The organism is Methanocorpusculum sp. GPch4 (assembly GCF_012062385.1).
GTDB lineage: Archaea > Halobacteriota > Methanomicrobia > Methanomicrobiales > Methanocorpusculaceae > Methanocorpusculum > Methanocorpusculum parvum.
Map to the genome: position 1 here is coordinate 51,450 of NZ_SIJA01000076.1, position 25,330 is coordinate 76,779.

Consider the following 25,330-nt stretch of genomic DNA (forward strand, 5'->3'; position numbering starts at 1 on the left):
TGGTTTGTTTCTTACTGATCGGTGTTTTCCTCTTCGAACCGTTTCATCTCGCGTTCGCGGAGTTCGCCGCGTTTGATCTTTCCCGAAAATGACTTCGGCAGATCGGAAACGAACTCGATAAGACGCGGATATTTGTACGGCGCGGTCGTCCGCTTCACGTACTCCTGGATATCCTTGGCGAGTTTCTCGGTAGGCTGATACCCGGAATGCAGAACGATGAATGCCTTGATCACCATGCCGCGGATCTCGTCGGGCGATCCGACGACTGCGCTCTCTTTGACTGCAGGGTGCTCAAGGAGGGTAGATTCCACCTCGAACGGGGAGATACGGTATCCGGAACTTTTGATCACATCATCATTTCTTCCGACGAACCAGAAGTATCCGTCCTCATCCAGACGTGCTTTGTCTCCGGTGTAATACCAGCCGTTCACGAACATCGCAGCGTTTTCTTCAGGATTGTTCAGATACTCCTTGATAAGTCCGACCGGTCGCGGGTTCAGTGAGACCGCGATCTTGCCGATATCTCCCTGCACCACTTCATGTCCGTCATCGTCCTGGAGCTGGATGTGCCAGCCGGGGACGGGTTTTCCCATCGATCCCTGTTTTACTTCCATTCCGGGCAGGGTCGCAATACAGCAGCAGGTTTCGGTCTGTCCGTAGCCTTCGCGGATCGTGATGCCTGTTCCCTCACGCCAGATCCTGATGACTTCGGGGTTCAGCGGTTCGCCGGCGCTTGTGCATGTCCTGAGTTCAGAGAACGAGAACTTCTTCAGATCGGCGATGATCAGCATCCGGTAGATCGTCGGCGGCGCGCAGAACGAGGTGATCCCGTAGCGTTCGATGAGCGGGAGAAGCTCGGTCGCATGGAACTTCGTCCGGTAATCGTAGACGAAAATACAGGCGCCGCAGATCCACTGACCGTAGATCTTTCCCCAGCCGCATTTTGCCCAGCCGGTATCCGAGACGGTGAAATGGACGTCATGTTCCGTGAGATCATGCCAGAACTTTGCGGTCACGATCTGTCCGAGCGGATGGGCATAATCGTGAAGAACCATCTTCGGGTCTTTTGTAGTACCTGACGTGAAGTAGATCAGCATCGGGTCGGTCGAGAGGACCTTGCGTCCGGTCGAACTGACCAGTTTTGTCGAGACGGGCGCCGGGTATTTGAGCTCGTTCTGGTAGCCGATCCACTGGCCGGGAAGTTTCTGGCCGGGTTTATCATCCACGGTCATTCGCAGCTGAAGGTGGGGGCACTGGGTCGCGACCTCATCCACCTTTGCCATATTCTCACTGTCGGTGATGACCATTTTAAATCCGCCGACCTTCATACGGTAGGCGATATCTTTGACAGTAAGCATGTGGGGTGACGGGCTGAACACCGCGCCGAGCTTCATGATGCCCAGGACCAGGGTCCACCACTCGGGAACACGCGGCAGCATCAGAAGAACACGGTCACCTTTCTGGATGCCGAACTTCATCAGGATATTGGCCGCTTCGTTTGAGTGGATCATCAGATCCCAGAAGGTGAACTTTTTCTCTTCACCGTCCTGGTTGGTCCATATCATCGCAAGATGGTTGCGGTCGCGTTTTGCCCAGGCGTCAATGACGTCAAACGCAAAATTGTAATGTTTGGGGACGTCGATGGAGAAGGTTTTGTAGGTTTCCTCGTAGTCTCCAATGTTGCCTTTTTCTTCAGTCATAGCGATATCTATAATAATATTTGCGTTATCCCGTAATTAACGCATGGATGAAAAAACGCGTTTTGGCATAGTTTTTGCGGGTCAGTTCTTAGACTGGATACCGGTAAGCATCTGTGGATTGGTATTGACTGTCGGATCTTCAACCCGTCACGTGCAGAGGATTTTGGAAAAAACAGAGAAGAAGAGCTCAGCTCTCTTCTGGACAAAAATACGGACTGCGGTTTTTCACTGCAGCGCCGATCGCCGCCTTGAGCTCGTCTCCGTGCAGCCCGCGGATAGAGACCTCGTTTCCGGTTTTGAGAAGGCAGGGCTTCAATAGCCCGTCCGAGGTCACCCTCAGCCGGTTGCAGTTTGCACAAAACTCCGGATTGTGCATCGGCCTGACGACCTCAACAAGAGCGCCGTTCACCAGATATTTTCTCCTGTGGTGCATATGGCGGGTCGTCACCTGCGAGGAATGTTTGGCGAACTCTTTTTCAAGATCGGCAACGAGTTGAGCATTTCCGTGGACGGCAGGATCCATATCGTCGGTCCATCCGTTGATATCCATGAGTTCGATGATCTGCAGAATGAGATTCTCCCCGCGTGCACGCACAAAGGCCAGGAACTCATCGATCTCCTGATCGTTCATACCTTTTAAGACGACCATGTTCAGTTTTACCGGTGTGAGGCCTGCCGCGAGTGCCGCATCGATCCCGTCAAGAACATCCTTCAGCCGGTCACGCCCGGTGATCTTTTTGTAGGTTTCCCGGTCCATAGTGTCAAGACTTACATTCACCCGGGAAAGACCTGCTGCTTTCAGCTGATCTGCGAGTTTTGCAAGATGCGTGCCGTTTGTTGTCAGCGACGACTCGATGTGGGGGGGGATGGAGCGGATGATATCCAGAAGATCGGGGCGGAGAAGCGGCTCTCCGCCGGTGAGTTTGATCGTCCTGACGCCAAGTTCGGCAAAAACGCCGATAAGCTCCGCGATCTCTTCCTGGGTCATCTGGGAGGTCCGTTCATCCCGCGTACATCCGTTGTCCCCCTCCCCCTCTCTGTGGCAGTAGATACACCGGAGATCACACGCGCTGGTCACGGCTATCCTGACATTTGAAATCGTTCGGTTGTATGAGTCAGTTAGGATCTCACTCGCGTCTCTTTCTGTCGTCATTTCCTTCCCCAATGAAGTTCTTTGCAATGATATAACATTCGGTACTTCCCCGGCGGGTCGCCGTGGAACGGATGACCCGCACCGAGTAGAACTTCTCTTTCACCAGTTCAAGAAGCTCGTTGAAGTCCGAACCCTGGAAGGATTTCATGACCAGATTCCCTCCCTGTTTGAGCAGGGTGGAGGCAAAGTTGAGGGCTTCCTCGTTCAGACCCATGACCCGTGCCTGGTCATAGGATTTTGCTCCGGAAAGGTGGGGTGAGGCATCGCAGACCACCACATTCACAAGCGGCATCGCTTCTCTGACCTTTGCCTGAACGGCCGGATCGGTGAAATCCCCGGTAATGGTTATGACATTTTCCAGTGAGATGATCGGGTTCAGGTCAACTCCGCAGAGCTGACCTTCGGTCATCGTTTTTAAGACCTGAAGCCAGCTTCCCGGGGCCGCGCCGAGATCCACCACATTGTCCGTGTTCCGGATAACGTTGAATCGTTCATTGATATCGATGAGTTTGTATGCCGAGCGGGCCCTATATCCATCCCGCATGGCTTTTCTATATACATTATCTTTTGTCCATTGTGATCCCATGTGTTTTCCTCCCAACTTAACGTATATCTTATATGAGCGCGGATATAATTATACTATTAAAGTTTGTCACGCTGGTATAAGAGAGTGTGTCAAGGGGTTATACTGATGTTAAAAGCAACAATCGAAGCAGATATTTTCCGGGAGACCATCGATGCGGTCTCAGCACTGGTAAACGAATGCCGTCTTCACGTTGACGAGAAGGGAATCAGAACGATCACGGTGGATACGTCCAATGTGGCCATGGTTTCATTAGAGCTCTCTGCGTCGGCGTTTCTCACATTTGCGGCAGAACCCTGTGAAATAGGTCTCGATATAGAAAAGATCAGATCGATGATGTCGATGATCGGCAAGACGGATATCGTCTCTCTTGAACTCGATGACTCAGGCAAAAAACTTAAGATCAGCTTCGGCGGGTATGAATATTCAATAACCCTCCTCGATACAAAGACCATCAGAAAAGACCCGAACGCGCCGAACCTGAACCTCCCTGCCACCTTCGAGATACCGGGCATCATGTTCTATGATGCGATCAAGGCATCAGCGATGGTTTCTGATAAGATCTCCCTTGCCGTTTCTGCCGAGACCTGCGTTTTTACGATGAATGCCGACGGTGATTCCGACCGGATCAAACGCGAGCTTGCCGGCGAAGATGTCCATTATATCACCTGTGCCGATGCAAAATCCCTGTTCTCTCTGGACTATCTGAAGGATATGGGCAAATCCATCAGCCGTGCGGACAAGGTGCAGATCCGTCTGGGGACTGATCATCCTGTCCAGTTTTCCTTCGTCTATGCAGGCGGCAAAGGAAGTGTGGGCTATCTTCTTGCTCCGAGGATCGAGGCAGATTAACCGTTATGCGTACGTCCGTTGAAAAGCGCGATCTGGCTCACTATCCTTTTTTACCTGAAGCACAGGGGCTGCTTGCGTCCCGCGGAATCAAAATGGCCGGTCTTTCCGGCTCGACGACCGGCTGTTCCTATCTTGACCGTGCGGCCGACCGGATCATGCTCGCACTTAACGGAAAAACCGTCTATCCTGAGTCGGAAGATGATGTGGTCTCCGATATCATCACCTATGTTTTGGCACGGGTCCTCGTATCCTGTACGAAAGACACGCGGACGATCGACCGGCTCTGCAGGATGGAGGCTGCCCGGGTCTATGCGTATTTTCATGCCGAGGAGAATCAGCTTCTGAAAAAACGGGTGTGTGAGGAACTCGGTCTTGAGACCGGTGACGGATCGCTCGCCGTGATCCGGTATGTGGAGCTTGCATCCCGTGTGCGTGATGCGAAGTGGCGGCTGATCAATCGTGATGTGCTGGCCGGGCGCGTGAAGGTTTCTGCAGATGAGATGGATGTTTTGATCGCCGAAAGGATCCGAAACATCCTTTCTTGCGGCCTGCCGCTCGATATTCCCGAGCCGATCTTGCGGGAGTATCTGCCGTGGAGCGATAAGATCCTCTCGGCAGTGCAGGAACGGACCCTTGCCGAGTTTGGGGCGATCGATGAGTCGGCGTATCCTCCCTGTATCCAGTCGCTGATCTCCGCTGCGGCTGCCGGGGTGAATCTGACCCATTCGGGGCGTTTTTCGATGACGGCGTTTCTGCATAATGTGGGGATGAACAATGAACAGATCGGCGGGATCTTTGCGCGGAGTCCGGATTATAATCCTGATATGACGAATTATCAGGTCGATCATATTCTGACGAATGAGTATACCACGCCTTCCTGCGCGACAATGCTGACGCACGGGATCTGTGTGAATAAGGACCGGCTCTGCGAGTCGGTTTCCCACCCGCTGAATTATTACCGCTCCAAAAAGAAGATGCTGGATAAAATGCGGATGAGGGATGAGGCGACGGCAAAGAAAGCAGAGGGTTCGGACGGCGGGGATTTAGGAAAAGAAGCATCTGAAGACTGAGGACACTGGGTATTTATAGGTACGAAAAGCATATCTTTTTGCTATGAACTTCGGGACTCTTGCAGATATTGAAACACGCGGAAAAACCGTTCTTGTCCGTGTGGATTTCAACTCCCCTATAGATCCTTCCTCCAATACTATCCTGGATGATAAACGATTCCGTGAACATGTTCCGACTCTGCAGGCGCTGGAAGACGCACGCGTTGTGGTCATCGCACACCAGAGCCGGCCGGGTAAAAAGGATTTCACGACTCTCGCGGCCCACGCTGATAAACTTGAGCGGCTTTTAGGGATGCCGGTCACGTATGTGGACGATATCATCGGCAGCTGCGCGAAGCGCGCAGTTTATGATTCTCATCCCGGGGATGTTGTTCTGCTGGAGAATGTCAGGTTCTCTGCTGAGGAGAATCTGAGTCTGAAACCTGAAGAAGGGGCAAAGACCCATCTTGTGAGAAAACTTGCGGCCATGGCCGATCTTTGTGTGTATGATGCGTTTGGCACGGCGCACCGGTCGCAGCCGACGATCACGGGCCTGCCCTATGCGATGAAAACGGTGGCGGGTCTTCTGATGGAAAAGGAGGTCGCGATGCTTTCAAAAGTGTTCACCTCAGCGCCCAGGCCGGTGACGTTTGTTCTGGGCGGAACGAAGGTCGATGATTCCATCGCGGTGGCCGGAAATGTGCTTGCGAATAAAACAGCAGACAAGATCGCCGTCATCGGGGTGGTGGCCAATGTGTTTTATCTGGCAAAGGGTATCGATATCGGCGAGCCTTCACGAAATCTGATCCGCACTCTCGGGTATGACGGTGAGGTCGCTAAAGCGAAGGTGATACTTGATTCGTATCCGGATAAGGTCCTGCTGCCGGAGTATGTGGCAGTGAAAGAGCAGGATGAGCGCAAAGAGTATCCTATTCTCACGATTCCAAAGGACTGTCCGATCCTGGATATGGGTACGGATTCGATCGTGCAGTTTTCCCGGGAACTTGCGGCGTCCGGTTCGATCGTGTTTAATGGTCCGGCCGGTGTTTTTGAGGAGGCAAAGTTTGCATCCGGGACCTTTGAACTGCTTCGTGCAGCGGCAAATGCGGAATTTTCTGTCTGCGGGGGAGGACATACGGCGGCGGTCATCGAGCAGCTGGGTCTTGAGCCCCAATACTCTCATCTTTCAACCGGCGGGGGCGCATGTATCGAGTTTTTGACAGGAAAGAAACTTCCGGCGATCGCTGCGCTCGAAGAGTCCTGGAAGAAGTTTGGCAACTGAGCGGCTCTTTTTCTCCTCCTTTTTTACTCTCGTATGATAATGAGGGTTGTCTGTTCGGCAAGTTTTGTTTTGTTTATGTCATATACGCTGAGGGTGGCGGTTATTGAGGATTTGTTTGCCGTATTCGGGTAGAATGTCGACAGATTTCCTTCATAGGTCTCACCGCTCGCAAAATATGCGGTACTGCCCACGCGGAATTCGGTATCGCAGATGACGGTCACTGAATATGCTCCATTTTTAGGTGAATTAAGATTGATCTGAAGAGCAGGGAGGTTATGTCCGTCCACTATGATATATCTCCCGGCAATATCCTCTCTCCATATCTCGGCGGATGTTGTTCCAATCAGCGGTATGTGATGTGTGGAATCTCCTGTTCCCTGGAGGAATTCTCCCCCGATCTTATAATTTCCGATGAATTCTCCGATTTCATCTTCCTGTTCGCTTGTATGGAGCCGTACTGTTTTCCGGATGGTGGTTTTGGTTTTCCCGTCGGTATAATATGCCGTATATGTGATCAGAAAGTCTTGTTCCGGGCTGGTGAATACCTCTAAGGGGTATGTATACTCAACACCAACAAGCGGTTCGAATAATATCTGTGTGACGGCTCCGGTATATCCCAAGTCAAGCATCCAGTAGGAAACGTTACTTCTATTTGTGTAGGGTGTTGTGTCGGTCAGATAAATCTGATTTGGTTTCCAGCTGCGATATTCTGCAACCAGGATCAGCTTTTCTGTACTTACTTCCTGTATCTTTTGTCCCTCAGCTTCCAGGGTCATGGTCCTGATGCAGAGAACCTGCTCGCTCCCGTCATCAAAGACGCCGGTCACGGTCATCGGGTAGCTGCCTTTAGGAAATCCGATATCGAATCTGATTGGGATGCTGCATCCTTCAATATATCTTTCCTGCTCCGGGCAGGGTGTCCCGACGGATATGCCGGCAGGTGTGCTGACCGAAACATATACTGATTTCAGGGCGGATCCCTCGTCAGTTTTCCAGAGATGGATCAAGAGGGGGTCAATGCTGCTGCCTGTCGCTTCGGCAGTAAGATAGGTGTGTTTTGCATCCGCGGTATCGCCGGCGAAACTGAAAAATACCAGTGCTGCTGCTCCGACCAGAACCAGAGTTAAAAATATGAGCAGTATGACGCTGATTATCGGGGATATGCCGGACTCAACTCTCTGTATCATGAAAAAATTCCAAACGCAGATGTTATTGTACTGTACCTCCTTTTTTGAAATGACAAAAGTCTTTCTGTGTTCGGGCCGGCTTTTTTTCTCATCGCCCTCTCCGTATTTGACAAAATATTATGGCACGGCGCGATTCAAATGCCATGGGTCGTTTTTCCCGTCTGCATCAGACCTATATGTTCTTACGACCAATGTCTAAGTATTATGGTGCAGTCATACGAAGATATGTTAAAGACCGCGTATTCCGGGATGGGCGAGCCTACGGAGACGGGCGAACGGTTTGTTATGCCGAAGGCGAAGATCTATATCGAGGGTAAAACGACGGTTCTTGAGAACTTTTCTGATATTATCGATTCACTCAACCGCGATAAGGATCATTTCATGAAGTTCATTTTAGGTGAGCTCGGTACTGCCGGAAAGATCGACGGAAACCGCGCGGTGTTCAATGGAAAGTTCGAACAGGCACAGTTCGATGCGATCGTTGATACGTATGTCGGCGATTACGTCATCTGTTCCGAGTGCGGCCGGCCTGACACGAAACTTGTGAAAGATGACCGCGTATTGATGCTTCTTTGTGAAGCGTGCGGATCAAAGCGGCCGATCCGGAAACGAAAAGCAAAGACCGAGGTGCAGGGTCCTGCTATTGAGGAGGGTAAGGAACTTGAGGTCCATATCGAGTCTATCAGTAAGAAAGGCGACGGCGTTGCAAGAATCGGGAAATATATCCTGTATGTTGCCGGAACCAAGGCCGGCCAGAATGTGAAAGTGCGCATAACCAGGATCTCCGGTCAGGTTGCCTTCACACAGAAAATCCTCTAACCTTTTTTTTTTACCGCCTACCCCACAATTATATAGTGTCGCCGAGCGAATCTATAAGGGAATGAAGCTGAAGATTATCGAGCTTGAGAAGGATAAAATACGGATCACCCTGGAAGGTGAGGGGCATACCATGGTCAACGCATTGGTGGATGAGATCCTTGCAGATCCCGAAGTGGATGTTGCCAAATATGTGATCAAATACCAGTTCTCCGACCCGGAACTGTTTGTCACCATGAAACCCGGATCTGCAAAAGACCCGATCACCGTTATCCGTGAAGCCGCACAGCATATGGTTGACCGTTGCGACGCTCTTCTTGCCTGTCTGAAAAACTAATACTTTTTTCCTTCCCTCTCTCAAGGGAATAGGCGAAGTATTATATTGCTCTAACCCTTACATAATAGAGCACTCAGTTTAGTGGAGCAGTATCTGGCATACTGCGAGTGTCGATCTGCATACGATTCAACATGGGTTTTGTGCAGCCTTCCGATTCGTCGGAAGGAAAGATGCGGAGTTCTCTGTAGACGTAGCCAAGCCTGGTATGGCGCAGGTTTGCTAAACCTGTGTCCCCCTGGGACTCGAGGGTTCAAATCCCTCCGTCTGCGCTTAACGTACGCAACACACACACATTTTGTGTGTTTCAAATTTAGACTAAACTCTCCAAAAGAGAGGCGAAAAAATGGTTGAAGAGTCAGAATTAAAATATTTTGTGCGGATCATTAACACTGATCTGGACGGTACCCAGCCTGTTCAGCTTGCGCTGACGGGAATTAAGGGCATCGGCCTCCATGCCGCACTTGTCATTGCCCGCCGAGCCGGCGTTGATGTCCGTGCTACCATGGGTCTCTTAGGCGATGACGATGTGGCCGCGATTGAAGAGCAGGTCAAAGCATATCCTGCCTCAGTGCCAAAATGGATGGTCAACCGCCCGGTAGATGTGTATTCGGGAGAACCGAAACACCTCTACGGCAGCGACCTTTCCCTTGCGAAGGATGATGACATCAACCTCATGAAGAAGATGCGGTGTTACCGCGGTATCCGTCATGAGAATGGTCTCAAAGTTCGCGGACAGCGTACTAAAGCAACCGGCAGATTTGGAAAGATCGTCGGTGTCTCCAAGAGGCGGAACTAATCAGGTGATTTAAATGGGATACCCAGGAAAGAACACCAAACAGTACTCTTCCCCGAAGCGCCGCTTCGAGAAGTCACGTATTGAATCAGAACGCACCCTTGCGATCACCTATGGTCTGCGTAACAAACGCGAGATCTGGAGAGCCACCGAAGTCCTCAGAAAACACAGAGGGGGCGCTCGAGAAGTTCTTGCAATGACCTCCTCTGTCGGCGAAGCACCAAAGACTATTGCCCGCCGTGACGAACTCGTCGCCACGCTCCAGCGCTATGGACTTATTGGTCCGGATGCATCAATGGATAACATTCTGTCTTTAAAGGTGGAAGATGTCCTTGAGCGCCGTCTTCAGACGATCGTCTACCGCAAAGGTCTTGCACGCAGCCCGAAACAGGCTCGTCAGCTTATCACCCACGGACACATTGCCATCAATGGGCAGCGTGTCAGTGTTCCAAGCTACATGGTTCCGATCGCGGAAGAAGCAGGAGTTATGTACTATGCAACCTCCAGTCTTGTTGATGAAGCCAACGGTGAACGTCAGCGTATCATGAATCAGAGGGCATAATCATGGCAGAAGCAACTGAAAAATGGGGCATTGCCCACATCTTTGCCTCATTCAACAACACCATCATCACCGTCACCGATCTTTCAGGCGCAGAAACCGTCTGCAAGTCAAGCGGCGGTATGGTCGTTAAGCAGGCCCGCAATGAGTCTTCGCCTTATGCAGCAATGCAGATGGCGATCAACATTGCCCAGGCATCAAAGGACAAAGGTATCACCGGACTTCACATCCGTGTTCGCGCTCCCGGAAACGGCAGACAGCGGTCACCGGGGCCCGGCGCCCAGGCTGCAATCCGTGCACTTTCACGTGCAGGTATGCGCATCGGCAGAATCGAAGACGTAACTCCGGTACCACACGACAGCATTCGTGCTAAAGGTGGCAGAAGGGGCAGGAGAGTCTGAATGGATCTGGTATTCAGCAGGCTCGATGACTCTGTCGCACGTTTTACTATTCACGGAGCGACTCCTGCATTCGCCAACGCACTTCGTCGCTCGATGATCGGTGAGGTGCCAACCCTCGCCATCGAAGATATCCGTATCTATGACAATACCAGTGTTCTCTTTGATGAGATGCTGGCACACAGAATGGGACTCATCCCGATCAAGACCGATCTCTCGCAGTATGTTCCAAGAAGCGAATGTTCCTGCGGCGGCGCGGGATGTCCTCACTGCACTGTGATGTTCACTCTGAGTGTTGAAGGCCCGAAGATGGTCACCTCCGGTGATCTTATCTCCATGGACGAAAACACCGTTCCGGTCCACAACAACATCCCGATCGTCAAACTTTGGGAAAATCAGAAGGTCGTCTTAGAAGCAGTGGCAGAAGTAAACTACGGGAAAGAGCATGCCAAATGGCAGCCGACTCTTGCCTGCGGCTACTCTGAGTATCCGGTCATCACCATTAAAGATACCTGTGACGGCTGCGGAAAATGTGTTTCTGAATGTCCCCGCGACGTTCTGGAACTCACGAAAGATACCGTCAGCATCCGTGTTGTAAACGGCGAAAGCAAGGAAAAAGACTGTTCGTTATGCCGTCTCTGTGAGACTGCATGTATGGACAGCGGCATCGGCGAGGACCCGGCCATTATTATTGGTGCAGACAGCACGAAGTTCATCTTCGTTGTTGAAAGCGACGGGTCCTTACCGGTGAAAGAGATCATTGAAAGAGCACTGCTGCATATCAAATCACGATCTTCAGATCTGATTGAAGCATTACAGGAGGGACTGTAAATGAATAAAACTAACCCACGTCTCGAATCCTTAATCATGATGCTTAAACGCGCATCCCGGGAGAACGAGGCAAACATCTGGCGTGAGATTGCCGGCCGTCTGAACACGTCCAGCAAGAATCAGGCAGAAGTGAACGTCGGTAAAATCAACCGCTATGCAAACGAGAATGAGATCATCCTGGTTCCGGGCAAAGTGCTCGCAGCAGGTGTAATTGGTACTTCAGTATCAGTTGCAGCTCTCAACTTCTCCGATGCTGCCCGTGAGAAAATAACTGAAGCAAAAGGCACCTGCATGACAATCGAAGAGCTTGTTGCTGCAAATCCGAAAGGAAGCCGCGTAAGGATCCTGAGGTGAGATGAATATGGTAACAGTTATTGATGGAGAAAATCTCCTTCTTGGAAGACTTTCCAGTATCGTTGCAACCCGCATCCTCGCCGGTGAGGAGATTGCAATCATCAATGCCGAGAAGGTCATCGTATCCGGTGCCCGTGCAATGGTCTTAAACGAATACCAGGTAACTCGTGTTCGCGGATCCGTTGAGGGAGGTCCATTCTTCCCAAGACGCCCGGATCACCTTGTAAAACGCACGATCCGTGGAATGATCCCCTACAAGACCCGGCCGGGAGCAGCAGCTTTCCGCCGCGTCAAGGCATACGTCGGAGTTCCTTACGAATTCAAAGACGTAGAGGCAGAAGTTCTGGAAGACGCACACCGGAAACGGCTGAGCGGAGCCAGATACATCTCTGTTGGCGAGATCAGCAAAAACCTTGGAGCAAAATTCTAAACAGGTGATCTAAGATGAAAATTATTAACACCAGTGGAAAAAGAAAGACCGCAATTGCCCGCGCCACCCTTCGCGAGGGAAAAGGCAGAGTTAGAATCAACTCTGTCCCTCTTGAAGTGTACGGCAACGAGATCATCCGTATGAAGATCTCCGAGGCACTTGCACTTGCACCAGGATCCATCGACAATGTCGATGTTGATATTGATGTCTCCGGCGGAGGCGTCATGGGACAGGCAGAGGCAATCCGCACGGCACTTGGCCGCGGTATCCTTTCCTGGACCAATGACCCGAAGATCAAGGAAGTGTACCTTTCTTACGACAGAACTCTCCTGGTCAACGACTCCCGTCAGAAGGAAGCGAAAAAGCCCCATGGACGCGGTGCCCGTGCACGGTTCCAGAAGTCTTATCGTTAAGGCACAGCATACAGAATATATGCGGGGGCAACCCCACATATCAACAATTTAATAAGGACGTAAAGATAACTTATGATACCAGTTCGATGTTTCACCTGTGGAAAAGTAATTTCTACTGTATGGGAAGAATATCAACAGAGAAAAGCTGCAGGCGAGGATCCCAAAGAGATTCTTGATTCACTCGGGTTAGACCGATACTGCTGCAGAAGAATGCTTATCTCTCACAAAGAGACTGTTGATGAGTTGTATCCGTACACGTGAGACATGAATGAATTGCGGGGTCGTAGGGTAGCCTGGACCATCCTATTACGTTCGGGACGTAGTGACCTGAGTTCGAATCTCAGCGACCCCATTTTTCCATTCTCTCTTATTTGTGGATGTGATTTTCTATGACATATACACGTTATGAACGCGCCCGTATCGTCGGGGCGCGTGCTTTACAGATTTCCATGGGAGCTCCGGTTCTCGTGAAAACTGCAAAGATTGATCCTCTTGAAATTGCACTTGAGGAGTTCGACGCTGATCGGGTCCCGATAACGGTGAAACGCCAGTTCGGTGTCCGGTCAGAGGTGCTGTAAGTATGACTGAAATTGCTGACATTTTACTTCGGACAATTCTCGACTCGCGCGGTAATCCAACCGTCGAAGCCGAGATTTCCACGATCTCCGGCGGCTTTGGCCGCGCATGCGCTCCGAGCGGAGCCTCGACCGGCATCTACGAGGCAAAAGTCCGTCCATCCGACGAGGCTGTTTTTGAAGCCAGGGAACATCTGATCCCGAAACTTATCGAACTTGACTCGGCCGACCAGCGCGGATTTGATGAGACCCTTCACGAGATCGACGGAACGTCTGACCTTTCCGGGATCGGCGCCAACATCGCCGTTGCTCTTTCACTTGCGAATGCAAAAGCAGCTGCAAGTTCCCTCAACATGGAACTCTACCAGTATCTTGGCGGCGCATTCATTTCCCAGACCCCTCTGCCGTTAGGCAATGTTATCGGCGGCGGCGCCCACGCAGTTGACGCGACCGATATCCAGGAGTTTCTGATCATACCGACCGGCGCATCTTCTGCAGCCGAGGCTGTATTCACGAACGCACTCGTCCACAAACGCATCAAAGAGATCCTTATTGCGCGCGGCAAAGGCTGTGGAAAGGGTGACGAGGGGGCATGGGCTCCGCACATCGCTGACCTTGAAGCCTTTGAAATCGTGAACGAAGCTACCACCAAAGTCTTTGACGAGACCGGCATTGAAGTCCGCATGGGTCTTGATGTTGCCGCGTCAGAGATGTGGGATGCTGCAAGCGGGAGATACGTCTATAAGAATGCAAAGCGAACTACTGAGGAGCAGATTGCATACATTGCAGACCTGACCGAGACCTATAACCTGCTTTATGTCGAAGACCCGATCCAGGAAGAAGATTTCGAAGGGTTTGCACGTATCACCGAGGAAGTTTCCGGCCGTGACACCCTTATCTGCGGCGACGACCTGTTCGTTACGAATGTTGTCCGTCTGGAAGAAGGTATCAGAAATGATGCCTGCAACTGTATCCTGATCAAACCAAATCAGATCGGTACGCTGACAGATACCTTCGAAACGATCAGTCTCGCCCGTGATTACGGGTATGAATCGGTCATGAGCCACCGATCCGGTGAAACGACCGACAATACCATCGCACATCTCGCAACAGCATTCGGCTGCTGCTTTATGAAGAGCGGTGTTGTCGGCGGAGAGCGCATTGCTAAATTAAATGAACTTATAAGAATTGAGGAGCATTTCTAAAATGACCGACAATGAACTTGGAATTGAATTAAACGAACCATTAGTATCCGTAGAAGAATATCTTGCCGCCGGTGTCCACATTGGAACCCAGCAGAAAGACAACGACATGAAAGACTTCATCTACCGTGTCAGAGCTGACGGTCTCTATATCATCGATATCAGAAAGACCGATGAGCGCATCAAACAGGTAGCAAAGTTCCTTGCACGCTACGAGCCTGCAAAGATTTTCGTCGTTACTTCCCGTCAGTACGGTCAGTACCCGGCACAGAAGTTCGCAGATACGATAGGTGCACTCTCCCACGTTGGCAGATTCATCCCCGGAACCTTAACCAACCCGAAACTCCCGAAGTATGTTGAACCCTCGGTCGTCATCGTTACCGATCCGATCGGAGATGCCCAGGTCATTACCGAGGCAGTCCAGTCCGGTATGCCGGTCATTGCACTTTGTGATATCAACAACCGTACAAACAACGTTGATCTCGTCATCCCGACCAACAACAAGGGACGCAAAGCACTCTCTATGGTTTACTTCCTGTTGACCAAAGAGTTCCTCAGACAGAAAGGCATTGTCTCAGCCATGACGGTTGAAGACTTTGAGTCTGAGTTCTAAAGCTGACACAAGCCGAAGGCGACACTCAGCAGACAATAGAAAATCCCCCCTTTTTTTTAGTGATTACCTATTTGGATACGACCAGATATATCACTGTGTTAATAAGAAGACATTTAAATAAATATCCCCTTACATAATGTAATCTCGATAAATATGCTTGACCAAGATAATATATCTCATTTATTGGACATCCTTGGAAACCGGAATCGCCGGCGGATCCTTGATCTTCTCCGCCAGAAACCCTGTTTCGTTACCGAAATATCCGATCGTCTGGTCATCAACCCGAAAGCCGTCATCGAACACCTTGCGATAATGCAGAAGGAAGCGGTCATCTCCAGTTATCAGGATGACAAACGGCGAAAATACTACTATCTCGTGAATGACTTCACCCTCTCGGTCCAGGTCACAAAAACCGAGCAGCCTCCCGAGCCGGTTTGTGCCGAAAATGGGGATGCACTCCCGCTTTCCGACAAGATCATGATGATACGCCGGCTCCTTGATTCCAGAGAAAAGCTCATCGAAAATCTTGAAGCTGTGGAAAAGGATATCGATGAGATGATGAGTGACGTGATCGTCAACGGAAGAACAGTTTTCCAGAACACTATCGAGGCCGAACTTCTTCTCGCTTTGGTGTATGCCCCGTTAACGCCAATAGAACTCTCCTACACCAGCGGGCGTAGTATCCCTGAAGTGACAGCGGCTCTGCGCTCTCTGGCATCCAAAGGCTATGTTCACGCGCAGGGAGGCCGGTATCTGCTTTGCGGCCTTCCGCATCAGGCACTGGAAACCACGGAACTCACCTCCTAATAAGAAATCTCTATAACCCTGCAAACAAAATACTACAGAGATGCGGTAATGGTCTAATGGCATGACAGGGGCTTCCCAAGCCTCTAATCCGGGTTCGATCCCCGGTTATCGCATTCGATTTTTATGATGCCTCATCACGCAATCAGCCTCATCGCCGAAAATCAGAAAGGTATTCTCAGAGATATCGGTTCGGTCTGTGCTGAACACAATGCGAACATCACCTCCATCCAGCAGGAAATACTTACCCGGGGACCTGACAAAGGATGTGCCTGGGCAGATATCGAGATCGAAGGGGGCGATGAAATCGATGCTGTTCTTTCAGAGCTTCGATGCGTTACCGGTATTCGTGAAGTCGTTTTGCACGACACGTTCGGGGCAATATTTGGAAAGCGCGTCATCATCATCGGCGGAGGTGCTCAGGTCGCCCAGGTCGCGATGGGGGCAGTGAACGAGGCCGACCGGCATAATATTCGCGGTGAACGCATTTCTGTTGATACGATCCCGCTTGTAGGGGAGGAAAATTTGGCGAGTGCCGTTGAAGCGGTCGGCCGCCTTCCCCGCGCTTCGATCCTTGTTCTTGCCGGCTCACTTATGGGCGGCGAAATAACCACGGCAATTAAATCGATCCAGGCGGACGGCATCCCTGTGATCTGCCTGAAAATGGCAGGCAGTGCCTCGTCGGCAGCTGATCTGGTCGTCACCGATCCGATCCAGGCAGGGGTCATGGCCGTAATGCACATAAGCACGATCGGGGTATTTGATATCGAAAAAGTGAGAGGGAAAGAGTTCTGATGATAACACCAACAGAAGAAACCAGAATAGAAAAAGCCGTCCGCGTTTTATCCCGCGACGGACTTGTCGTATATCCTACAGAAACGGTCTACGGACTCGGTGCGGACGCTTTATCGGAGACTGCAGTCCTCAAAGTGTATGAAGCAAAACAGCGGCTTCTTGGAAAACCGATCTCGGTCGCCGTTTCCGATATCGAGATGATCTGCGGGATCGCCGATGTCAGTCCGTTTGCGGAACGGTTCATCAGCAAATTTCTCCCGGGTCCGGTCACGATCGTTCTGCCGGTGAAAAACTGTCTGCCGGGCGACTTGTCCGGCGGGACAGGTACGATCGGTATCCGGTATCCTGACCACACTCTTGCTCTTGAACTGATCTCCGCATTCGACTGTCCGATAACCGCGACCTCGGCAAACATCTCCGGTGAAGTCTCGCCGGTCAGTGTCGATCAGGTCAACGTCCCCCATGATTATCTGCTTGACGGCGGCGTTCTTCCGGGCATCCCGAGCACGGTCGTTAACCTTGATACAAGGAAAATCGAGCGTCCCGGCGCAATGCTGGATGAGATCGCTCATTTCTTTATAGAAAACGCGAAATGAAAAAAACCTACTCAGTATCCGGCATGACATGTTCGGCCTGCTCTCTTCATGTTGAGAAGGCCGCGAAAAGTGTGGAAGGCGTGAGATCCGCCTCGGTAAATCTTCTCGAAAATCGTCTGGTCGTCGACTCGGACGATATTTCTGATGAGCAGATCAGACAGGCCGTACGCGCAGCCGGGTATGATCTGGTTATGGGTGACCCGCCCCGTGATGGGTCTCTTCTTCGCCCGATGAAGATCCGGCTCACCATCTCTTTTGCTTTTCTTATTCCGCTTATGTATCTCTCCATGGGACATATGTGGGGCTTCCCCCTCCTCGAATGGACCCATGATCCGGCAAACGCCGGGATATTTGCTTTGTCCCAGCTTGTGCTGACCATTCCGATCGTCATCGCGAACAACAAATACTACACATCCGGGATCCCGGCACTCTTCCGCCGTGCACCGAACATGGACTCCCTGGTTGCGATAGGCTCGCTCGCGGCGCTTACGTATGGGGTCTATGCTATCTATGCTATTTTTTCGGCTCTTTCAATAGGCGATATGACCGCTGCCGGCATGTGGTCTATGGATCTCTATTTTGAATCGGCTGCGACGATCCTGTCTCTCGTTACGATCGGCAAGTATCTTGAGGCACGATCAAAAGGAAAAACCACCGAGGCGGTCAGAAAACTCATCGACCTTGCCCCGAAAACGGCAACCGTCCTCCGAAGCGGCGTCGAGGTCGTCATCCCCGCCGAACAGGTGGAGGTCGGCGACTTAATCGTGGTCAGACCCGGTGCCGGCATCCCGGTCGACGGCACGATAACGGAAGGTTCTGCTCCGATCGATATGTCTGCCTTGACTGGCGAAAGTATCCCTGTTGTAAAAAATCCAGGAGACTCTGTCTCAGCAGGAACGATCTCGCTCGGCAGTTTCACGTTCCGTGCGGAAAAGGTCGGCGAGGACACGACACTCGCGGCGATCGTTGAACTCGTCCAGAATGCCAATGCATCCAAGGCGCCTATCGGAAAACTCGCCGACAAAGTGAGCGGGATATTCGTACCGCTGGTCATGTCCATCGCCGTTCTTTCGGGAGCGGTCTGGCTGCTTCTCGGCGAGCCGTTCACGTTTGCGCTTTCCATCGCGATATCGGTCCTCGTTATTTCATGTCCGTGTGCTCTTGGACTGGCGACCCCTGTAGCGATAATGGTTGCGACCGGGAAAGCGGCATCACTCGGTATTCTGATAAAATCTGCGGAATCTCTCGAGACTGCTGGTCGTGCCGACACGATCCTTCTGGATAAAACGGGGACGGTCACTATCGGAAAACCCGAGGTCACCGATGTCATCACGCTCTCCGGCACCAGAGAAGATCTTCTCGCGGTCGCCGCATCGGTCGAATCCGCATCGGAACACCCTCTCTCGAAAGCGGTCATCACCTATGCCGAGGAGAATGGGATCACCTTTGTCAAAGCTCAGGACTTCTCCGCGGTCCCGGGTCGGGGCGTCTCCGCTTCGATAAACGGGAAGATCTGTTATGCCGGAAACGCCGCGTTCATGGAAGAGAACGGGATCCCGCTCACTCCGGCGAGCGTCAACGGGACCCCGCTCTACTTTGCGAGCGGAAACGAACTGCTCGGCATCATCTCTGTTGCCGATAAGATCCGTCCGACCTCTAAAGCTGCCGTTGCCGGACTGCAGGCTCTCGGTCTGGATGTCGTGCTTTTGACCGGAGATACCCATACGGTTGCCGATTCTATTGCCCGGCAGCTGTCGATCAAAAACGTCATCGCTGAAGTGATGCCTGCAGAAAAAGAAGGTCAGGTCAGAACGCTGCAGGAGGCAGGTCATCATGTCATCATGGTGGGTGACGGGATCAATGACTCCCCTTCTCTTGCGAGGGCCGATGTTGGTATCGCGATCGGTGCGGGTTCTGACATCGCTCTTGAATCAGCTGACTTCGTCTTAATGAAAAGTGATCCCTGGGACATTGTCTCGGCGATCCGTCTGAGCCGCGCCACGCTTCGAAACATTAAGGAGAATCTCTTCTGGGCATTTATCTACAACACGATCGGGATCCCCCTTGCTGCCGGTGTCTTTTTTGTGCCGTTCGGCTGGAAACTCTCTCCCGGGTTTGCCGCTCTTGCGATGAGTCTGTCTTCCGTATGTGTCGTATTAAATGCTCTAAGGCTCAGATTTTTTACATCTGAGATGCCAACAACTTCAAATGAGGAAACCATGAAAAAAGTACTTACTATTGACGGGATGATGTGCGATCACTGCAAAATGACTGTTGAAAAAGTTCTCTCGCGGATCCCCGGCGTCGTCTCCGCACGTGTGGATCTCAAGGCAAAAACCGCCACGGTAGAACTTTCCGGAAATGTTTCCGACGAAGAGTTTACTCGGGTGATTTCCAAGTCAGGTTATACGATTCTGTCTATTAACTGATAAAATCCCCAAAAATATTTACGTTTCTATTATATGTTCCAGAGCAAATAATACTATTAGATTTTTTTACCGCTTGATCGGAGGATACTTATTTGACATTAAACTACTCTGAAGATAACAAACGTTCGCTGTATGAAGGACTTCTTTACGGCTTCAACCGGGCGGGTGAGAGTTCACCTGCAGCTGCATATTATGGTAGACACATTTCATTCAAACAGTTCATGGATGAAGTCCATGCCATCGCAGCGGCTCTGGTAAAACACGGTGTAAAAAAAGGAGATTATGTCACCATTTTCCTCCCGAACATTCCCCAGGGAGTTCTCGCAATCTATGCTGTCAACCGGATAGGCGCAATATGCAATATGGTCCATCCCTTGTCTCCGCAGGAAGATATCGACTATGCGATAAAACTCACGGAAAGTAACGTGGTTCTTGCCTGCGAGGTGAATGAAGGGTTCCTCTCCGGAAAAAACATCGAGGTCATCCGCTGCAGAACCTCCGGCTACTTCCCCTCGACCCCCAAAGGATTCGTTCTGGACAAAGGATTCCGGTTTGTGATGCGCAAATATCCAAAAGTACAGAACGTTGCAAAGATCACTCTTTGGGACGATCTCGTTGCTGAAGGAAAGAAGCTGATCAAAGAAGGTTTCCAGCTCCCGGCTGATGACGTGAAGCCGGATGATACCGCGGTGATCATGTACACCGGCGGAACAACGGGTGATTCAAAAGGCGTCATGCTCTCGAATTATGCGGTCAACTCCATGTCTATCCAGCTCTTAATCGACATTGGTGACGGAAAAACCGATGTGGGTGACGGGTTCCTTGCGATCCTTCCGATATTCCATGCTTTTGGACTTGCCGTATCGGTCCATGCACCGCTTATCTCGGGTATGAAAGTGGTTCTTGTTCCCAGATTCGATCCGAAAGGATGTGCCCAGCAGATCTTTTCCGAGGATGTTTTGTTCCTTCCGGGAGTGCCGGCGCTTTTTGAACGCATGTATCCCTACTTTGAGCAGAGAGATCTCTCCAGGATGAAACTCATGGTCAGCGGAGGCGACCGCGTCTCCGAAGAGCTTGCAAATAAGTATAATGTTCTCCTGAAAAAGTCCAAAGCTGATATCCTGTTCAGGACCGGATACGGGCTGACAGAGGCATGCGGTGCCTGTTCTCTTGTTGCAAATGAATATGAAAAACTTCCAACAGGCTGCGTCGGGACCCCGGTCACCGGCACAAAAGTCTGCGTCGTAAAACCCGGTACGACCGAACTCGTTCCCGACGGTGTTGAAGGCGAACTGTGTTTCCTTGGTCCTTCGGTCATGAAAGGATACTACAAGAACGAAGATGCCACAAAGGATGTTCTCCGCCTCCACGATGACGGAAATGTCTGGCTTCACACAGGAGATCTCGTTGTGATCCGGAAGGACGGGAACATATGTTTCCGTTCCCGGCATAAGAGACTCGTGAAGGTGAATGGGTATAATGTGTATCCGACCCTTATCGAGGAAGCGATGCAGAACCATCCGGATATCAAACAGGTCTGCGCCGTTGCGACCCCCTGGAAGCTGGACCGGAAGATCAAACTGTTTGTTGTTCCGGAAAAGCCGCTCGGCACCTTTGATGCGGCCGAAGAGGAAAAGCTCCTGATCGAATACGCCAAAGAGCAGATGAACCGCTGGAGTGTTCCGGTCAAAGTGGAATTTGTGGCCGATCTTCCGATGACGAAGTTCAACAAGATCGACTACCGTCTGTTGGAGAAACAGGAACTTTCCCGGGCGAACGAAAAAAAGCAGGCCGAGTAATATCATGGCACGTCCTGTATATAGAAACGATGCAAAAACGGAACTGGAATACTCTGACGAGACGAAACAGTCTTTGTATTCCATGCTCACCTATGGTGTGGAACATGCAGGCCGTGAGGCCGTGGCTATTCAATATTTCGATAACAGGATCACGTACGGGGAACTGTATGATCTTGTCAACAGATGTGCTGCAGGCTTTCTTGAACACGGCGTACAAAAAGGAGACTTTGTCACCATTTTTCTCCCGAATATCCCGCAGTGCGTCATTGCAGTGTACGCTCTCAACAGGATCGGTGCGATATGCAATATGGTCCACCCTCTCTCGACCCTGTCGGAGCTGGAGAACGCAGTCAAACTCACGCAGAGTAAACTCATCCTCACCTTTGAGCTGAACGAAGGTCTGGCGGCCGGCTTCGATGTCGATATCATCCGATGCAGAACGCCGGGATACTTCCCGCCGGGTCCGAAGGGATTTGTGATGAAGACCGTGTACACCCACTCGGTCCGGAAATCGCCGAAGGCATCGTCTCGCGTCACCGAATGGACGGATCTTCTGGCCGCCGGAGAAAAGCGGCTCCAGACAAAGCCGCTCCCTCCCTCTGATGTGAAAGCAGATGACACGGCTGTCATTATGTACACCGGCGGGACGACCGGACCCGCGAAAGGCGTGATGATCTCGAACTGGTCGGTGAATTATGTCACGACGCGTCTTCTTCTCGAGAACGTCACGCACACCGCCCATATCGGGGACGGATTTCTCGCGATCCTTCCGCTCTTCCATGCATTCGGGCTTGCGGTCTGTATCCAGGCCCCGCTTTCGTCGGGAATGCGGGTCATGCTCTCTCCCCGGTTCAACGATAAGGAGTGCAGCAGTCTTCTTCTGAAAGAGAAGGTCGCCTATGTGATCGGCGTTCCCGCGATGTACGAGCGGATGTATCCGTATCTGAAAGATCACGACCTATCGTTCATGAAGCACGTGGTCTGCGGAGGCGACTGGGTGAGTCATGATCTCGCTTACCGGTATAATGAGATCCTCGGAAAGGACAAGGGGGGTGCGGAGTTCCGTCCGGGCTACGGGCTGACCGAGGCCTGCGGAACCTGTTCTCTTACGCGAAATCAGTATCATGCTTTTCCGGAAGGGTGTGTCGGGATCCCGGTCGAAGGAACAGACATCTGTCTCGTGAAGCCCGGGACATGCGAGCCAGTCCCGGATGGCGAAGAAGGAGAGCTGTGCATCCTGAGTCCTTCGCTGATGAAAGGCTATTATAAAAATCCCGAGGCGACGGATGATGTCCTCAAACGCCATCCGGACGGCAAACTCTGGCTCCATACGGGAGACATATTCGCCATCGGCGAAGAGGGCAATCTCTGTTTCAGATCCCGCATCAAACGTCTGGTCAAGGTCAACGGATATAATGTCTATCCTCCTCTGATCGAAGCGGCGATGGAAGGCTGTCCGATCGTCGCAAAAGCCTGCGCTGTCGGATTTAAGTGGCGGGATGACCGGCGGATCAAACTCTATGTGACGCTTAAGCGGAAGATGGATCATGCTGACGCAGAAAAGGAGATCCTTTCCTATGCAAACGAACACCTGAATCACTGGAGTGTTCCAAAAGCTGTCGTCATTCTTGATGAGATGCCGATGACGAAAATGAATAAACTCGATTATATGGCTCTGCAGGACAGAGAATAATCACTCCTTTTTTTACATAACGGGTCTGTCCGTCTTTCACAAAAATCCTTTCTTCTCTCAGTAGGGACATTTATGCCGTTGAAAAATCACCCGGATTTCCGGGCATATTTTTGTGTGACCGCCAGCTATAATATGGTACCCTCCATATAGTAATGGTTCATGTCAGCCCGCATATACAGAAATGATTCCATCACCAATTTGGAGTATTCGGATGAGACGAAACGGTCTCTCTATACCATGCTCACCTATGGTGGGACCCATGCAGGACCAGAAGCGACCGCGATTCAGTATTATAATAATCATATAAGCTATGCAAGTCTGATGGAGCAGGTACATGCCTGTGCAGCAGGACTGCTCCGTCACGGTGTGAAAAAAGGGGACTTTGTCACCATTTTTCTGCCGAATATCCCTCAAAGTGTGATCGCAGTTTATGCAATAAACAGAATCGGCGCGATCTGCAATCTCGTTCACCCGTTGTCGACCAAGGATGAGCTTCGGTATGCGGTGGAACTTACCGAGTCCAGGATCGTTTTGACCTTCGAACTCAACGAGGAACACTGTTCCGATCTCGATGTCGAAGTCATCCGCTGTAAAACGCCGGCATACTTCCCTGCAAATATCAAAGGCAGGATCATGAAGACGGTGTACAACCACAAGGTCCGTCATGCCAAAAAAACCACGGGTAAAGCCAGTGAATGGGATGAACTTCTTGCGGAAGGCCGTGAATCCCTGAAAATCACGCATCTCCCGCCGCACGATGTACGGCCCGAGGACACGTCCGTGATCATGTACACCGGAGGAACGACCGGTCCCTCAAAAGGTGTGATGCTTTCCAATGCCGCGGAAAATTATCTTGCGACCGAGCTTATTTCTGACTATGTTCAAGGTACTTCTCACATCGGTGACGGGTTCCTCGCCGTCCTGCCGATCTTCCATGCGTTTGGTCTGACCGTCTGTATCCACACGCCGCTTGCATCAGGCATGCGGGTGATCCTTTGTCCGAGATTCGATGCAAAAGAGTGCGCCAGTCTCGTTGTCAAAGAAAAAATGGCATTCCTCTGCGGTGTTCCTGCGATGTATGAACGGATGTATCCGTATCTCAAAGGGAAGGATCTCTCCTGTATCAAACATCTGGTCTGCGGCGGCGACCGGGTCACCCTCGATCTCGCGTACCGCTATAATGATATTCTCGGCAGAGAAAACGGCGGTGCAGAATTCCGTCCAGGCTACGGTCTGACCGAAGCCGGCGGGGCATGTGTGATTACTGACGTTCATTATACCTCTTTATCAGAGGGCGGCGTGGGTGTTCCGTTCAAAGGAACTGAGATCTGTGTTGTGGCTCCAGGCACGACGGATGTTCTTCCAAACACTGAGGAAGGAGAACTGTGTATGATCGGGCCTGCCATCATGACCGGATACTATAATAATCCGGAAGAGACCGCGTCGGTCCTTCGTATGCATGCAGATGGCCGTGTCTGGCTCCACACCGGGGACATCGTTTCCATCGGGGAAGGGAACAACATCAATTTCCGCTGCAGGTATAAGCGACTGGTCAAAGTTAACGGCTACAATGTCTATCCGCTCATGATCGAGGCCGTCATGGAAAAATGCCCTGTCATCTCCCAGTCATGCGCTATGGGGATTCCGTGGAAGACCGACACGCGGATCAAACTCTATGTGACGCTGAAACATAAGATGGATCCTGAGACCGCAATAAAAGACATCATCTCCTTTGCCAAAGCGAATCTGAATCACTGGAGCGTTCCTGTCTCGGTATCTATCCTGGATAAAATGCCTCTTACGAAAATGAATAAAACAGATTATAAAGCACTGGAAAAGCAGGAATAGCTTTTCTTCGGTGTTTTTATTGAGAAAAAAAATTATTTTTTGATTGAGTTCTTTATTAATGTCAGTCCGGCTGTTGTGAGGTATGCAACAAAAATCAGGAATGCCGCTACATATCCGTAGGCTGCCGGAAGGACATGCGGTAAAGCGAGAAGCAGAACGGCAAACAAAATGATTGCCGAGACGCCGATAATCACATCGAGTATCCAATCTTTCATACATGTACATTGTGCGTCGTGACT

The 25,330-nt window shown here is 51.2% G+C and carries 28 protein-coding genes and 3 tRNA genes; 26 read left to right on the plus strand and 5 right to left on the minus strand.

Annotated elements, in window-relative coordinates:
• Window positions 1–11 precede the first annotated feature (11 nt).
• The 3 genes from EYA77_RS06805 to EYA77_RS06815 all read right to left on the minus strand — a co-directional run bounded on the left by EYA77_RS06805 (window position 12) and on the right by EYA77_RS06815 (window position 3,439).
• Window positions 12–1,700, minus strand: coding sequence for an AMP-binding protein (locus EYA77_RS06805; RefSeq protein WP_095642097.1), 1,689 nt, complete (start codon window positions 1,698–1,700; stop codon window positions 12–14).
• 187 nt (window positions 1,701–1,887) lie between these two features.
• Window positions 1,888–2,853 carry a GTP 3',8-cyclase MoaA gene (moaA, locus tag EYA77_RS06810; protein WP_042699796.1) on the minus strand — a complete coding sequence of 322 codons (966 nt, stop codon included), beginning with the start codon at window positions 2,851–2,853 and terminating at the stop codon, window positions 1,888–1,890.
• Complete coding sequence (locus EYA77_RS06815) at window positions 2,828–3,439, minus strand: RlmE family RNA methyltransferase (protein WP_042699799.1); 612 nt, start codon at window positions 3,437–3,439, stop codon at window positions 2,828–2,830. Before EYA77_RS06815 ends, moaA begins: the two co-directional genes overlap by 26 nt.
• Before the next feature lie 105 nt (window positions 3,440–3,544).
• On the opposite strand from EYA77_RS06815, the gene EYA77_RS06820 reads away from it, so the two are divergent.
• From EYA77_RS06820 to pgk, 3 genes are read left to right on the plus strand one after another with little or no spacing between them, the layout of a single operon-like run.
• A complete protein-coding gene (locus EYA77_RS06820; protein WP_042699802.1) occupies window positions 3,545–4,288 on the plus strand; it encodes a DNA polymerase sliding clamp in 744 nt (247 codons plus the stop codon).
• A 5-nt stretch (window positions 4,289–4,293) separates the two neighbouring features.
• Window positions 4,294–5,358 carry a DNA primase regulatory subunit PriL gene (gene priL, locus EYA77_RS06825; RefSeq protein WP_167816295.1) on the plus strand — a complete coding sequence of 355 codons (1,065 nt, stop codon included), beginning with the start codon at window positions 4,294–4,296 and terminating at the stop codon, window positions 5,356–5,358.
• A 43-nt stretch (window positions 5,359–5,401) separates the two neighbouring features.
• The gene (pgk, locus tag EYA77_RS06830) at window positions 5,402–6,619 is read left to right on the plus strand and encodes a phosphoglycerate kinase (RefSeq protein WP_042699804.1); all 1,218 of its coding nucleotides are present in this window, start codon (window positions 5,402–5,404) and stop codon (window positions 6,617–6,619) included.
• A gap of 23 nt (window positions 6,620–6,642) precedes the next feature.
• On the opposite strand, the gene EYA77_RS06835 is transcribed toward pgk, so the two are convergent.
• Window positions 6,643–7,806 (minus strand): archaellin/type IV pilin N-terminal domain-containing protein, encoded by a 1,164-nt coding sequence (locus tag EYA77_RS06835; protein WP_167816296.1) that lies wholly within the window; start codon window positions 7,804–7,806, stop codon window positions 6,643–6,645.
• Window positions 7,807–8,010: 204 nt separating this feature from the next.
• Here EYA77_RS06835 and EYA77_RS06840 point away from each other — a divergent pair, with 204 nt between their 5' ends.
• The 23 genes from EYA77_RS06840 (at window position 8,011) to EYA77_RS06950 (ending at window position 25,091) form a co-directional block, all read left to right on the plus strand.
• Window positions 8,011–8,625 (plus strand): translation initiation factor IF-2 subunit beta, encoded by a 615-nt coding sequence (locus tag EYA77_RS06840; protein ID WP_042699810.1) that lies wholly within the window; start codon window positions 8,011–8,013, stop codon window positions 8,623–8,625.
• A gap of 61 nt (window positions 8,626–8,686) precedes the next feature.
• On the plus strand, window positions 8,687–8,959 hold the full coding sequence (locus tag EYA77_RS06845) for a DNA-directed RNA polymerase subunit L (protein ID WP_042699813.1): 273 nt from the start codon (window positions 8,687–8,689) through the stop codon (window positions 8,957–8,959).
• A gap of 184 nt (window positions 8,960–9,143) precedes the next feature.
• Window positions 9,144–9,228 (plus strand) — tRNA-Ser (locus tag EYA77_RS06850).
• 74 nt (window positions 9,229–9,302) lie between these two features.
• Window positions 9,303–9,755: a 30S ribosomal protein S13 gene (locus tag EYA77_RS06855; RefSeq protein ID WP_042699816.1), complete on the plus strand. Its 453-nt coding sequence runs from the start codon at window positions 9,303–9,305 to the stop codon at window positions 9,753–9,755.
• A 13-nt stretch (window positions 9,756–9,768) separates the two neighbouring features.
• Window positions 9,769–10,314 (plus strand): 30S ribosomal protein S4, encoded by a 546-nt coding sequence (locus EYA77_RS06860; protein WP_042699818.1) that lies wholly within the window; start codon window positions 9,769–9,771, stop codon window positions 10,312–10,314.
• A 2-nt stretch (window positions 10,315–10,316) separates the two neighbouring features.
• Complete coding sequence (locus EYA77_RS06865; protein WP_042699821.1) at window positions 10,317–10,712, plus strand: 30S ribosomal protein S11; 396 nt, start codon at window positions 10,317–10,319, stop codon at window positions 10,710–10,712.
• On the plus strand, window positions 10,713–11,540 hold the full coding sequence (locus tag EYA77_RS06870) for a DNA-directed RNA polymerase subunit D (protein WP_042699825.1): 828 nt from the start codon (window positions 10,713–10,715) through the stop codon (window positions 11,538–11,540).
• A complete protein-coding gene (locus EYA77_RS06875) occupies window positions 11,541–11,894 on the plus strand; it encodes a 50S ribosomal protein L18e (protein WP_011833615.1) in 354 nt (117 codons plus the stop codon). It begins immediately after the preceding gene.
• A 7-nt stretch (window positions 11,895–11,901) separates the two neighbouring features.
• The gene (locus EYA77_RS06880; protein WP_052320013.1) at window positions 11,902–12,324 is read left to right on the plus strand and encodes a 50S ribosomal protein L13; all 423 of its coding nucleotides are present in this window, start codon (window positions 11,902–11,904) and stop codon (window positions 12,322–12,324) included.
• A 14-nt stretch (window positions 12,325–12,338) separates the two neighbouring features.
• Complete coding sequence (locus EYA77_RS06885) at window positions 12,339–12,737, plus strand: 30S ribosomal protein S9 (RefSeq protein WP_011833613.1); 399 nt, start codon at window positions 12,339–12,341, stop codon at window positions 12,735–12,737.
• 72 nt (window positions 12,738–12,809) lie between these two features.
• Window positions 12,810–12,998, plus strand: a complete 189-nt coding sequence (locus EYA77_RS06890; RefSeq protein WP_081406697.1) for a DNA-directed RNA polymerase subunit N — start codon at window positions 12,810–12,812, stop codon at window positions 12,996–12,998.
• 16 nt (window positions 12,999–13,014) lie between these two features.
• A tRNA-Pro gene (locus EYA77_RS06895) sits at window positions 13,015–13,089 on the plus strand.
• A gap of 37 nt (window positions 13,090–13,126) precedes the next feature.
• A complete protein-coding gene (locus EYA77_RS06900) occupies window positions 13,127–13,315 on the plus strand; it encodes a DNA-directed RNA polymerase subunit K (protein WP_042699830.1) in 189 nt (62 codons plus the stop codon).
• 2 nt (window positions 13,316–13,317) lie between these two features.
• Window positions 13,318–14,517 carry a phosphopyruvate hydratase gene (gene eno / locus EYA77_RS06905; RefSeq protein WP_042699831.1) on the plus strand — a complete coding sequence of 400 codons (1,200 nt, stop codon included), beginning with the start codon at window positions 13,318–13,320 and terminating at the stop codon, window positions 14,515–14,517.
• Between the two features lies 1 nt (window position 14,518).
• A complete protein-coding gene (gene rpsB, locus EYA77_RS06910; RefSeq protein ID WP_042699835.1) occupies window positions 14,519–15,127 on the plus strand; it encodes a 30S ribosomal protein S2 in 609 nt (202 codons plus the stop codon).
• Between the two features lie 183 nt (window positions 15,128–15,310).
• A complete protein-coding gene (locus tag EYA77_RS06915; protein WP_052320003.1) occupies window positions 15,311–15,934 on the plus strand; it encodes an ArsR family transcriptional regulator in 624 nt (207 codons plus the stop codon).
• A 42-nt stretch (window positions 15,935–15,976) separates the two neighbouring features.
• A tRNA-Gly gene (locus EYA77_RS06920) sits at window positions 15,977–16,047 on the plus strand.
• A gap of 10 nt (window positions 16,048–16,057) precedes the next feature.
• A complete protein-coding gene (locus EYA77_RS06925; protein ID WP_095642092.1) occupies window positions 16,058–16,726 on the plus strand; it encodes a DUF5612 domain-containing protein in 669 nt (222 codons plus the stop codon).
• Window positions 16,726–17,322 (plus strand): L-threonylcarbamoyladenylate synthase, encoded by a 597-nt coding sequence (locus EYA77_RS06930; RefSeq protein WP_167816297.1) that lies wholly within the window; start codon window positions 16,726–16,728, stop codon window positions 17,320–17,322. The genes EYA77_RS06925 and EYA77_RS06930 overlap by 1 nt, the downstream gene beginning before the upstream one ends.
• Entirely contained in the window at window positions 17,319–19,751 is a 2,433-nt protein-coding gene (locus tag EYA77_RS06935) for a heavy metal translocating P-type ATPase (RefSeq protein WP_167816298.1), read from the plus strand. The genes EYA77_RS06930 and EYA77_RS06935 overlap by 4 nt, the downstream gene beginning before the upstream one ends.
• Window positions 19,752–19,843: 92 nt before the next feature.
• Window positions 19,844–21,550 (plus strand): class I adenylate-forming enzyme family protein, encoded by a 1,707-nt coding sequence (locus EYA77_RS06940; protein WP_167816299.1) that lies wholly within the window; start codon window positions 19,844–19,846, stop codon window positions 21,548–21,550.
• Between the two features lie 4 nt (window positions 21,551–21,554).
• Window positions 21,555–23,243, plus strand: coding sequence for a class I adenylate-forming enzyme family protein (locus tag EYA77_RS06945; RefSeq protein WP_167816300.1), 1,689 nt, complete (start codon window positions 21,555–21,557; stop codon window positions 23,241–23,243).
• 159 nt (window positions 23,244–23,402) lie between these two features.
• Window positions 23,403–25,091, plus strand: coding sequence for a class I adenylate-forming enzyme family protein (locus EYA77_RS06950; protein WP_167816301.1), 1,689 nt, complete (start codon window positions 23,403–23,405; stop codon window positions 25,089–25,091).
• 32 nt (window positions 25,092–25,123) lie between these two features.
• Here the strand turns inward: EYA77_RS06950 and EYA77_RS06955 are convergent, their stop codons facing one another.
• On the minus strand, window positions 25,124–25,306 hold the full coding sequence (locus EYA77_RS06955) for a hypothetical protein (protein ID WP_042699853.1): 183 nt from the start codon (window positions 25,304–25,306) through the stop codon (window positions 25,124–25,126).
• Window positions 25,307–25,330: the final 24 nt, after the last annotated feature.